This is a genomic window from Luteimonas sp. GW821-FHT14E02 (assembly GCF_058803905.1).
The window spans coordinates 43,172-55,385 of sequence record NZ_JBXAPK010000009.1; the positions used below are offsets into that span (position 1 = coordinate 43,172).

General features: G+C 65.5%; 7 protein-coding genes. 5 read left to right on the plus strand and 2 right to left on the minus strand.

Annotated features, from left to right (window positions below; translation table 11 throughout):
- Positions 1-40 precede the first annotated feature (40 nt).
- Positions 41-2,869, plus strand: coding sequence for a TonB-dependent receptor (locus AC1RNP_RS14830; RefSeq protein ID WP_493052053.1), 2,829 nt, complete (start codon positions 41-43; stop codon positions 2,867-2,869).
- 123 nt (positions 2,870-2,992) lie between these two features.
- On the opposite strand, the gene AC1RNP_RS14835 is transcribed toward AC1RNP_RS14830, so the two are convergent.
- Positions 2,993-3,736 (minus strand): SIMPL domain-containing protein, encoded by a 744-nt coding sequence (locus tag AC1RNP_RS14835; protein WP_493052054.1) that lies wholly within the window; start codon positions 3,734-3,736, stop codon positions 2,993-2,995.
- Between the two features lie 122 nt (positions 3,737-3,858).
- Here AC1RNP_RS14835 and AC1RNP_RS14840 point away from each other — a divergent pair, with 122 nt between their 5' ends.
- From AC1RNP_RS14840 to tldD, 4 genes are all read left to right on the plus strand, one after another.
- The gene (locus AC1RNP_RS14840) at positions 3,859-4,473 is read left to right on the plus strand and encodes a Maf family protein (protein WP_493052055.1); all 615 of its coding nucleotides are present in this window, start codon (positions 3,859-3,861) and stop codon (positions 4,471-4,473) included.
- Positions 4,470-5,990, plus strand: a complete 1,521-nt coding sequence (gene rng, locus AC1RNP_RS14845) for a ribonuclease G (RefSeq protein ID WP_493052056.1) — start codon at positions 4,470-4,472, stop codon at positions 5,988-5,990. The genes AC1RNP_RS14840 and rng overlap by 4 nt, the downstream gene beginning before the upstream one ends.
- Before the next feature lie 27 nt (positions 5,991-6,017).
- Positions 6,018-9,896, plus strand: coding sequence for a YhdP family protein (locus AC1RNP_RS14850; RefSeq protein WP_493052057.1), 3,879 nt, complete (start codon positions 6,018-6,020; stop codon positions 9,894-9,896).
- A 98-nt stretch (positions 9,897-9,994) separates the two neighbouring features.
- Positions 9,995-11,446: a metalloprotease TldD gene (gene tldD / locus AC1RNP_RS14855; protein WP_493052058.1), complete on the plus strand. Its 1,452-nt coding sequence runs from the start codon at positions 9,995-9,997 to the stop codon at positions 11,444-11,446.
- A 122-nt stretch (positions 11,447-11,568) separates the two neighbouring features.
- On the opposite strand, the gene yjgA is transcribed toward tldD, so the two are convergent.
- The gene (yjgA, locus tag AC1RNP_RS14860) at positions 11,569-12,123 is read right to left on the minus strand and encodes a ribosome biogenesis factor YjgA (protein WP_493052059.1); all 555 of its coding nucleotides are present in this window, start codon (positions 12,121-12,123) and stop codon (positions 11,569-11,571) included.
- Between the last annotated feature and the right edge of the window lie 91 nt (positions 12,124-12,214).

Sequence of the window (12,214 nt, forward strand, 5' to 3'; positions counted from 1 at the left end):
CGGTTGTCACGCATCTTGAAGACCTTAGAGAGAGAACAACATGACTACGAAGACCCACACGCTGCGCGATGCGATCGCGCTAGCGCTCGCTGTCGGTTCCGCGGCGTTCGCAACCGCAGGTACCGCCTTCGCGCAGGATGCTTCCGGCGAAGAACCCAAGACGCTCGACCGTATCCAGGTCACTGGTTCCAACATCCCCCGCACTGATACCGAAACATCTTCGCCTGTGCAGGTGATCTCCCGTCAGGAGATCGACCGTACGGGTAAGACGAATCTCGCCGACTACCTGCAGACGCTGACGGTCGACGGCGCAGGCACGATCCCCAAGAGCTTCGGCAACGGCTTCGCTGCCGGTGGTACTGGCGTGTCTCTGCGTGGCCTGGGCGCCGGCTCCACGCTGGTGCTGCTCAACGGCCGCCGTATGGCGCCGTTCGGTCTGGCCGACGACGGTTCGAAGACCTTCACCGACCTGAGCACCATCCCGTTGGAGATGGTTGAACGCGTCGAAGTGTTGAAAGACGGCGCTTCAGCGATCTACGGTTCCGATGCCATCGCGGGCGTTGTCAACGTCATCCTGCGCCGCGACTTCACCGGTGCGGTGGTCAAGGGTTCCTACGGCATCTCCGAAGAAGGCGACGGCGAAGAGCGTAAGGGCTCGATCGCTTGGGGTACCGGCGATCTCAGTGCCGATGGCTACAACTTCTTCTTCAGCGTTGAAGGGGCCAAAACCGACAAGATTCGCATCAAGGATCGTCACGACCGCAAGTGGATCGGTAGCGGCGACTCGCGTCGTTGGGGCTACAGTCTGATCGATAGCAACCTGGCCGGCCGAATTAACGGCAGCGGCAGTTCGGCAGGCTCGTCGCCGGTTGGAGCTGTGCGTGGCGGCCCGGACAATAGGTTCCAGGCGCTCGGCAATCCTGGCGATTGCGCTGCGCTGACCAACATCGCTGATCAGACGGGCTCGGGCGGCGGCTGCCTCTGGGATCCGAACCAGTTCGCCGATCTGTTGCCCGAAGAGAGCTATGTCAACGTCTTCGCGCGCGGCACCTTTGTACTGTCCGACTCGGCGGAGCTGTACACCGAGTTTGGTTACTCGAAGAAGAAGAGCGCCTTCGCCGGAACACCTTCTGGCGTAGCAGGTATCTCTGGTTTCCCGGGGGGGGTTGTCAACAGTAACGATGGTGCCAACGCTACGATCATTAGCGCCGATCATCCGGACAACAACCTCGGCATCGAGGGGCCGTTCCGTTACTCCATGTTCCCGAATGTCGGTACGCGTCGCGGCGAGCTCGAAAACGACTTCATGCGTGCGCTCGTCGGCGTGAAGGGCACGGTCGGCGCGTGGGATTACGATGTCGGCTACCTGCATTCGCAGACCTCGCTGGACAACGTGCTCAACGGCTATATCCGCAAGAGTGTCCTTGACGAAGTGCTGACCAACGGCAACAACGCGTACGGCGGATGGCTGCGCCTGGGTGCCAATGCCGGGCAGACCCCGCAGTCCGTGCTCAACGCGGTTTCGCCGACGATCCGCTCCACCGCTGATACCGGCTTGGACCTGGTGGACGTGAAGTTCTCGCGTTCACTGATGGATCTGAAGGGGGGCGCACTGGGCTTGGCCGTCGGTGCCGAGTGGCGCCGTTCGACCGCGACGCTGAACCCGACGACCTATACCGATGTTGGCGACATCATCGGTCTGGGTTACTCGGCTTTCAGCGGCAGTCAGACCGTAAGCGCAGCTTATGTCGAGTTGAATGCCCCGGTGCTGGAGTCGTTGGAACTCAGCGTGGCCGGTCGCTTCGATAGCTACAAGGGCGGCGAGAATTCCTTCACGCCGAAGTTCGGTGTGAAGTGGAAGCCGGCCGATTGGATCGCGCTTCGCGCCTCCTACGCGGAAGGTTTCCGGGCGCCGAATCTGGCAGAGACGGATGGCTCGTCTGTGGGTTTCGCCACTGTGCTGGATAACGTGCGCTGCCCTTCGGACCCTCTTCCTCCCGGCTGGCCCGCCGATGTGCAGTGCAACCCGACGGTTGCCTTTGCCAATCAGCCCAATCCCAACCTGAAGCCCGAAGAGTCGAAGAGCTACAGCGCCGGCTTTGTGCTGCAGCCGATAGAAAGCATGTCGCTCGCGATCGATGCTTGGCAGATCAAGCGCACCAACGAGATCACACAACTCAGCTCCGACCAGGCGATCGAACAAGGTCTGTTCTTGCGCGGCGACGACTTGATCAACGGTATCCCGGGTACCGGATCACTGTTGGCGATCTTCACGCCATACATCAATGCGACCTCGTCGAAGGTTCGTGGCGTCGATCTGGACTTCAATCAGCGCTTCGACCTGGGTGATTACGGCAAGCTGCGTCTCGACATGCAATGGAGCCATCTGATCACCTGGGAGCGCACGGATGGCGGCGTGACCACGAACTTCGCTGGTACGCACGACAACTGCAACGTAACGAACTGCATCGGCACTCCGAAGAACCGCATCAACCTGGGGTTGACCTGGGATTATTCGGATTGGAGCGTGAGCGGTGTAGTCAACTATCGCGGGAAGTTCGATAACACCGAACCGCTTAACGGTTCCGAGTGGGATGCGGACAAAGGTCAGTACTCCTGCGTGACGGCGTATGCGGATGGCCGTGACGCCCCCGGTAGTTGCGAAATCCCGTCGTTCTACTCGATCGACCTGTCGGCCAACTGGAAGGCGACGGATTCGTGGGAAGTGTTCGGTTCGGTGCAGAACGTGACCGATCGTATCGCTCCGCTCGATCTGACCACCTACGGTGCGCTGCACTACAACCCGCTGGATGTCGCGGGTGCGATCGGCCGTTACTTCACGATCGGTGCGAAGTACACCTTTAAGTAATACAAGCGGTACGTTTCATCGCAGTAAACAAAGAGCCCCTTGCCGAAGCAAGGGGCTCTTCTTCTTTGTGTCGCTATAAAGTCCGCGGCCGCCGTGCGCGATGCACGGCAGCCTTAAAGCGGATCAGCGGCCAAGCTCGAACACGACGTCGAGATTCGCGCTCAGCGTGGTCTCGCCGGGCGAAACCGGCGAGGAGGCATCGAACGCCTCGGCCTTGGCGGCACGCATCGCCATCATCGGCACCGGCGGACGGAATCCACCGCCTTCGCTGACGCTCACGATCCGCTTCACCTGCATCCCCAGCGACTTGGCGTACATCTCGGCGCGCTTTTGCGCCTTCTCCAGCGCAGCGCGGCGGGCTTCGTCGTAGACGGCTTCCGGCTCGTCGATCTCGAAGCTCGGGCCGTTGACCTGGTTGGCGCCGCTGGCGACGAGGGCGTCGAGCACCTTGCCGAGCTTGCTGATGTCGCGGACCTTGATGTTGACGGTGTTGCTGGCTTCGTAGCCAGTGATCTGCGGCGGCTGGTTCTCGTTGTACTTGTAGTTCGGGTTGACGTTGATGCCGCTGGTCTGGATGTCCTTCTCGGCGATGCCGGCGGACTTGATCGTGGACATCACCTTGGTCATCTGCTCGGCGTTGGCACGCAGGGCGGCGTTGGCGTCCGTGGCCCGGGTGACGACGCCGGTGGAGAGCGTGGCGACGTCGGGCGTCCGCTTGGCCTCGGCCTGGGCGGAAACCGAGAGCAGGGTGCCGTCGCTGGTAGCGTAGGCGGGGGCGGCGTTCTGGGCGCAGGCGGTGGTCATCGTGGTCACACTCAGGGCTAGGGCGCTGGCGAGCAGCAGCGGGCGAAGGGTGATGCGGGGCATGGAACTCTCCTTTTCGGACGAGGGCTAGGGTTGTCAGTCCCTAGTGAACGGGTCGTGAGTCGGAACGGGGTTAAATGATCCATCATCCAGGGCGTTGATGGGCCGCAGGGTATCCTTGTCCGATGCTGTATCTCGCTTCGCAATCGCCGCGCCGCCGCGAACTGCTGGCCCGTTTCGGGCTGGCGTTCGAGGTGCTGGACATCGACATCCCCGAACGTCGCGAGCCCGGCGAGTCGCCTCTGGGCTACGTGAAGCGGGTCGCGCACGAGAAAGCCGCGGCCGGGCTGCAGCGTGTGGATGCCGACGCCACGGTGCTGGCGGCCGATACCGAGGTGGTGCTGGACGATGAGGTCTTCGGCAAGCCCCGCGACGATGCCGACGCGGCGGCGATGCTGCGCCGGCTGTCGGGGCGCACGCACGAGGTGATCTCGGTGGTGGCGCTGGCCTCGAACGGGCGCGTGGCCGAGGCGGTCAGCGTCACCGAGGTCAGCTTCGCCGCGCTGGACGATGCCGCCATCACAGCCTACGTCGCCAGCGGCGAGCCGCGCGGCAAGGCGGGGGCGTATGCCATCCAGGGGGCGGCCGAGGCGTTCGTGCGGCACCTGTCGGGCAGCTATTCCGGGGTGATGGGGCTGCCGTTGCACGAAACGGCGCGGCTGCTGCGGGAGTTCGGTGTCCACCCGGAGGCGGCGCGGCGCGTTATCCCTTCCATGCTTCCGACAGATCAGCCGGCATGACCGAGGAAATCCTGGTCAACGTCACCCCGCGCGAAACCCGCGTCGCCGTGGTCGAGAACGGCATGCTGCAGGAGCTGCACATCGAGCGTGGCTGGAGCCGCGGCGTGGTCGGCAACATCTACAAGGGCAAGGTCCAGCGGGTGATGCCCGGGATGCAGGCGGCGTTCGTCGAAATCGGGTTGGAACGCGCGGCCTTCCTGCACGCCAATGACGTCATGCGCACACTGCCGGCGGCCGAGCTGCGCGGCGATGCGCTGAAGGGCGAGGACATCGAAGGCGACGACGGAGTGCGTCCGCCGCCGCCACCCGTGCCGCCGATCAGTGAACTGCTGCGTGAAGGGCAGGAGATCGTGGTGCAGGTGGTGAAGGACCCCATCGGCAGCAAGGGCGCGCGACTGACCACGCAGATCAGCATCCCGTCGCGCTATCTGGTGCTGCTGCCGCAGTCGCGGGTGGTGGGTGTGTCGGCGCGCATCGAGGACGAGATCGAGCGCCTGCGCTTGAAAGCGCTCGTGAGCGAACTCGCCATCCAGGGCAGCCATCACGGCTACATCGTGCGCACCAATGCCGAAGGCCAGGCCTCGGAAGCGCTGGCGGAAGACATCGCCTATCTCGGCCGCGCCTGGGCGCTGATCGAGCAGCGCGTGCGCGAGGCGCGCGTGGGTACCTGCGTGTACGAGGACCTGACGCTGCCGATGCGCGCGGTGCGCGATCTGATGCGGCGCGACGTCGAACGGGTGAAGGTCGATTCGCGCGAAACCTGCGATCGCCTTCGCGCCTTCGCCGCGCAGTACATGCCCGACCTCGCCGAGAAGATCGAGCACTACAGCGGTGCGCGGCCGGTCTTCGATCTGTATGGCGTGGAGGACGAGATCCAGCGCGCGCTGGAGAAGGAAGTCCCGCTGAAATCCGGCGGCTATCTGGTCATCGACCAGACCGAGGCGATGACCACGGTCGACGTCAACACCGGTTCCTTCCTTGGCCAGCGCAATCTGGAGGAAACCGTCTACCGTACCAATCTGGAGGCGGCGCAGGCGGTGGCGCGCCAGCTGCGCTTGCGCAATCTCGGCGGCATCATCATTATCGATTTCATCGACATGAACGATGCGGAACATCGCCGTCAGGTGCTGCGCACACTGGAGAAATCACTGGCGAAGGATCACGCCAAAACCACGGTCTACGACTTCTCGCCGCTGGGCCTGGTCGAGATGACGCGCAAGCGCACGGTGGAGAGCCTGCAGCGCCAGCTCAGCGAGCCCTGCCACGAATGCGGCGGCCGCGGCATGCTCAAGACCGCCGAGACCGTGACCTACGAGATCTTCCGCGAGATCGTGCGCGCCGTGCGCCAGTTCGAGGCCGCGCGGCTGCTGGTGATCGCATCGCCCAAGGTGGTGGCGCGCATCACCGACGAGGAATCCGCGGCCGTGGCGGAACTGGAGGAATTCCTCAGCAAGTCGATCCGTTTCCAGGCCGACGAGCAGTATCTGCAGGAGCAGTTCGATGTCGTGCTGCTTTGAGTCGTATCGCTTGGCAATGGCGGGCTGATGTCGACGCTGCGCCGCAACCTCCGCCATCTCCGCCGCTGGGCGTGGTACGCGATCGCGATCGTGCTGGTGTTGATGGCGCTGACGGCCGGCGTGGTCAGCCAGTTGCTGCCGCTGGCCGAGCGGCATCCGCAGTGGGTGGCCGAATGGCTTGGCGAGCGGGTGCATCGTCCCGTGCATTTCGATCGACTCAAGACGCAATGGACGCGTCGCGGCCCGTTGCTGCAACTGGAAGGTCTGCGCATCGGCGACGGCACGGAGACGTTGCAGATCGGCACCGCGGAAATCCTCGTCTCGCAGTACGCCGGTCTGTTGCCGGGACGTTCCTTTACCGAACTGCGTCTGCGCGGTCTCGACCTCACCTTGCAGCGTGACGATGCCGGCCGCTGGCATGTGCGCGGTTTGCCGGGCGAACGCCAGTCGACGGAGGATCCGTTCGCGCCGCTGGAGGGATTGGGCGAATTGCAGGTCATCGGCGGCAAGTTGCGCGTCGATGCGCCTGGCATCGGCATCCGCACGCAGATTCCGCAGATCGACCTGCGCCTGCGCGTGGATGGCGAGCGCGTCCGCATCGGCGCGCGCGCGCGCCTGCGCGAGGACACGACTTCAGCCGGCGGCACATCGGCTGGAGGGACATTCGAAACCCGGTCCGATTTCAATCGCCGCAGCGGTGATGGTCGCAGCTATCTGATCGCCGAGGATGCCGATCTGTCGGCCTGGACGTCGCTGTTGCACTTCGCGGGCGTCGCGGTGGCGCGCGGCAGCGGCCGCATCGAAGTCTGGGCCGATCTGAGCAAGCATCGCGTGACCGGCGTGACCGTGGAATCCGAACTGGCCGATCTGCGCCTGCAAGGCGCGGCGATCGCGGGCCGAACGGTGGTGCCATTCATCGATTTCGAGCGTCTTGAAGTAGACGGGCGCGTGCGCATGGACGCGGACGGTTGGCGTTTCGATGCATCGCGTCTGCGTCTGGGCAGCAAGCGCGAGCCGCAGACGCTCGACGGTTTCGTCGTCGCCGGTGGGAAACGCTTCGCGCTGCTGGCCGATCGCGTCAATGCCAGTCCGCTGTTCGCACTCGCGGCCTTGAGCGATCGCCTCGATCCGGGCACGCGCACCTGGCTGCTGGACAGCAAGCCGGAGACGCTGCTGCATGGCATCGAAGTGGCAGGCCGTGTCGATGGTCCGGTGCGCGTGCGCGGCCGCATCGAGAATCTGCGTTTCGCGGCGCACGGCACCACGCCCGGCATCAGCGGGCTCTCGGGCACGCTGGATGGCGATGGCGACGGGTTCACCTTCGCTTTCGATCCGGCGACGACATTCCGTTTCGACTGGCCGCCGGGTTTCGGCGCGCCGCACGATGTGCATCTGTACGGCAGCATCGCCGGTTGGCGCGAAGGCGCCGGCTGGAAGGTGGAAACCGGCGCGCTGCGCATCGACGGCGTCGGCTACGGCGCCGACGTGCGCGGCGGCCTGTGGTTCCAGGGCGACGGCACCAAGCCCTACATCGATCTGGCCGCGAAGCTCGACGACGTCGCCGTGCCGACCGCCAAGCGCTTCTGGGTGCGGCACCGGATGTCGGTCAATACCGTGCGCTGGCTCGACAACGGGCTGGTGGATGGTCATGTGCAGAACGGTCGCGCCGTGGTGTCTGGAGATCTCGACGATTGGCCGTTCCGCAGCGAGCCGGGGCAGGCGGCGAAAGGCCTGTTCGAAGCGGATGCGCATCTCGCCGACGCGATCGTGAAGTTCCAGCCGGAGTGGCCGCAGATCGATCATCTCGACGGCGAGGTGAATTTCCTCGCCGACGGATTCACGGTGAAAGGCAAGGGCGCGATCGCCGGTGTGCCGATCACGAAGCTCGAGGCCGGCATTCCGCGCTTCGACAAGGCCGAGCTGGCCGTGCGCGCCGACATCGCCGGGGATGCCGGCGCGGCGCTGACGTTGATGCGGCAGAGCCCGCTGCACAAGCGCATCGGCGAGACGCTCGACAATCTGAGCGCCAGCGGGCCGCTCGCATCGCAGTTCGCGCTCGATATCCCGTTGCATCGCGGTGTGCCCGATCCCTACGTGCCGAGGATCGCCGGCACCGTGGCGCTGGAGGGCGCCAGGCTCGGCGAGAAGCGCTGGAAGCTCGCGTTCGAAGATGTGCGCGGCACGGCGAAGTACGACGAGAAAGGTTTCGATGCGGAGCGGCTGCGCGCGTTGCACGAAGGAAGCCCCGGAACGCTGTCGTTGCGCACGGGACCCGGTCATGTGCGTGATGCATCGCAGGCGTTCGAGGCCGAACTCAACACGGTGAGCGATGCCGATGCGCTGCTCGATCGCGTTTCCGACATGGCGTGGTTGAAGCCGCACGTCGACGGGCGTTCGACGTGGACGGTGGGTGTGACGATTCCGAAGACGCCGGCATCCGCATCGGCGATTGCTCCGCCGACGTTGCTGCAGCTGCGCTCCGATCTGGTCGGAACGCGGTTCGCGCTGCCGGCGCCGTTGAACAAACCGGCGTCAGTGGCCTTGCCCACCAAAATTGAAACGCCGCTGCCGCTCGGCGAGGGCGATATCTCGGTCGCGTTCGGACAGCGGATGGCGTTGCGCGCGCGCAGCGCGAACGGGCGCACCGGCATCCGCATCGTGCTCGGCAGCCATCAGGTGACCGAGGTGCCGCCGGCGTCTGGCCTGATCGTGAGCGGCCGGACGCCCACGCTCGATGCGATCGACTGGGCGGCGCTGACGATGGGCGGGGAGGGCAAAGGGCTGGCGCTGCAGCGCGCGGATGTCAACGCGGATCGCCTCAATCTCGTCGGCGGCAGTTTCGCCAATGCCCGCCTCACCGCGTCGCTGGCAACAGGCGGAACGGCGGTGCAGGTCGAGAGCGCCTCGCTGGCCGGTACCGTGACGCTGCCGCGCGCGGAAGGCGCGGCGATCGTCGGCAAATTCGACCGGTTGTACTGGACGACGGCGAAGCCCGACGCGAAGCCATCCACGACAACGGCAGCGAATGCCGCTGCCACACCGCCGGCCGATGATGCGAACACGATCAATCCGGCGAACATTCCACCGTTGCAGCTGTCCGTCGACGATCTGCGTTTCGGCGAAGCCCAGCTTGGGCAGGCGACGCTGCACACGCGTCCGGTGCCAGCGGGCCTGCGCATCGAGCAACTGCAGACGCGCGCACCGAAGCAGCAGGTGGATGCGAGCGGCGATTGGCTCGGACGCGGTGCCGCGGCGCGCACGCGGCTCAAGGTCGATGTGAAAAGCGGGGATTTCGGCGCCCTGCTGGCTGGTTTCGGCTTCGGTGGACGGCTCGCGGGCGGTCATGGCGATGCGCATCTGGATGCGGCCTGGCCGGGCGCGCCGGGTGGATTCAAGGTCGCCGCGCTGGAAGGTTCGCTGTCGCTGGCGATCAAGGACGGTCAGCTGGTGCAGGTGGAGCCGGGCGCTGGCCGCGTGCTCGGCCTGCTCAGCGTCGCGCAGCTGCCGCGGCGGCTGATGCTCGATTTCCGCGATTTCTTCTCCAAGGGATTCGCCTTCAACCGGATCGGCGGTGGCGTGAGTTTCGGCGCCGGCCAAGCGCGCAGCAACGACATGAAGATCGAAGGGCCCGCGGCCAACATTCAGATCAGCGGCGCCGCCGATCTGCGCTCGCAGACCTTCGATCAGACGATCGAGGTGCAGCCGAAATCCGGCAACCTGCTGACCGTGGCCGGTGCGCTCGTCGGCGGTCCCGTCGGTGCGGCGGTGGGCGCCGCGGCCAATGCGGTGCTGGGCAAGCCGCTGGGGGCGGTCAGCGCCAAGACCTATCGCGTCACCGGACCCTGGAAGGATCCGAAGGTGGAAGTGGCGAGCAGCAAGAGCGCACCGGCCGTCGACAAACGCTGACGGCGGATACGCGTTAATCTGCTCTTTCCCCAGTGTTCCGGTGGGCGCGGCCGCCGGATCGCTTGCGATCCCTGCGCGCCGCCCCAACCTCAACGTTCATGCCTAACCAAGACAGTCCTCTCGTTCTCGCCCAGTCCCTCCTGCTGTCGCCCGCCGGCCTCGATGCATCGGGGCTGGAGCGCGCCTTTGGCACCCTGCTGGGGCCGGGCATCGATTTCGGTGACCTGTATTTCCAGCACGCGAGACGCGAAAGCTGGACGGTGGAAGACGGCATCGTCAAGGACGGTGCGCATTCGATCGAGCAGGGCGTCGGCGTGCGGGCGATCTCGGGCGAGAAGACCGGTTTCGCCTATTCCGACGACATCAACGGCCAGGCACTGCTGGCGGCGGCGCAATCCGCGCGCGCCATCGCGCGGGAAGGTGATGCGCACAGCGCGCGGTCGCTGATCGCAGGGGCGGGACGTTCGTTATATGCAGCGCAGGACCCGGTGGACGCGCTCGGCAATACCGCCAAGGTCGAGGCGCTGCGGCGCGTCGACAAACTGCTGCGGGCCGCCGATCCGCGCGTGAAGCAGGTGGTGGTGAGCCTGTCCGGCGGCGTCGACACGATCCTGGTCGCGCGCAGCGACGGCGTGCTCGCCGGCGATGTGCGTCCGCTGGTGCGGCTCAACGTCCAGGTGATCGTCGAACAGGACGGCCGCCGCGAATCCGGCTACGCCGGCTATGGCGGGCGTTATTCCTACGAAGAGCTGCTGGGCGACGGCAAGCCGGAAAAGTTCGCGCGCGAAGCGCTGCGCCAGGCGCTGGTGAACCTGGAAGCCATCGATGCGCCTGCCGGCGTGATGCCGGTGGTGCTTGGTTCCGGCTGGCCGGGTGTGCTGTTGCATGAGGCGGTCGGGCACGGGCTGGAAGGTGATTTCAATCGCAAGGGCACCTCGACCTATGCCGGTCGCATGGGCCAGCGCGTGGCGTCGAAGGGCGTCACCATCGTCGACGACGGTACGCTCGCCAATCGTCGCGGCTCGCTCAACATCGACGATGAAGGCACGCCGACGCAGTGCACCACGCTGATCGAGGATGGCGTGTTGACCGGTTACATGCAGGACACGCTCAACGCGCGCCTGATGGGCGCCAAGCCGACCGGCAACGGCCGCCGTGAATCGTTCGCGCATCTGGTGATGCCGCGCATGACGAACACCTACATGCTGGCCGGGCAGGACGATCCGGAAGAGATGATCCGCTCGGTGAAGCGCGGCCTGTACGCGGTGAATTTCGGCGGTGGCCAGGTCGACATCACCAACGGCAAGTACGTGTTCTCCGCCACCGAGGCCTATCTGATCGAGGATGGCAAGATCACCGCGCCAGTGAAGGGCGCCACGCTGATCGGCAACGGTCCGGAAACCATGCAGCGCGTGAAGATGATCGGCCACGATCTGGCGCTGGACGAAGGCGTCGGCGTCTGCGGCAAGGATGGGCAGAGCGTGCCGGTGGGCGTTGGGCAGCCGTCGCTGCTGATCGATCAGCTGACGGTGGGCGGGACGAAGGCGTGAGAGCGCGCATGCTTGGCGGACGCCCACAAGGCGTCTGCTGCGATCTCGAACACCCGGCCATGGATGGCGGCGGGACAACGTCCATGAATTCCCGCCTGCGCGGGAATGACGAGCAAAAGCGCTCAGCCTTCCGGGGCTTCGTCTTCTGCTTCCGGCTTTTCGTTTCCGAGCAATTCGCGCAACTCGCGAAACAACTCCCGATAGCTGTGCGGCGGTTTGTTCTTCGCCCGCTCGTCTCCCGCATTGCGGATCAGCGTGCGCAGGCGTTGACGATCGGCGCCGGGATGCGCGTCGAGCAGTTCACCGAGCGCCGCATCGCCTTCCTCGAGCAAGCGCTCGCGCCAGGACTCGGCACGATGCAGCAACGCGTTCTCGCGCCGCGCAGCCTCGCCGCCGGCGTCGAGCGCGTCGCGGATGGCATCCAGCGTCTCGTCCTCCTCGCGGCGCATCTGCTTGGCGAGATACGCCATCTGGCGCTTGCGGGCGATGTGCGAGGTGATGCGTCGCGCCTCGGCGATGTGCGGAAGCAGGTGCTCGGGGATCGGCAGCTTCGCGAGCTTGCCGGCGTCGAGGTCGGCCAACTGGTGCGCCAGCGCCAGCACGTCGAGCGCTTCGCGCCGCTGCTGGGTGCGGCTGGGTGAAAGAAATTCGCCGGTGGCTTCGTCGCGCCCGCGCATCGTCAACTCCAAAAAACAGCATGATCGTGTCGTTTCGCGCAGGCGCGAGCGATCCAATCAAGGCATGAACAAGGCAATAGGATAGTCCATT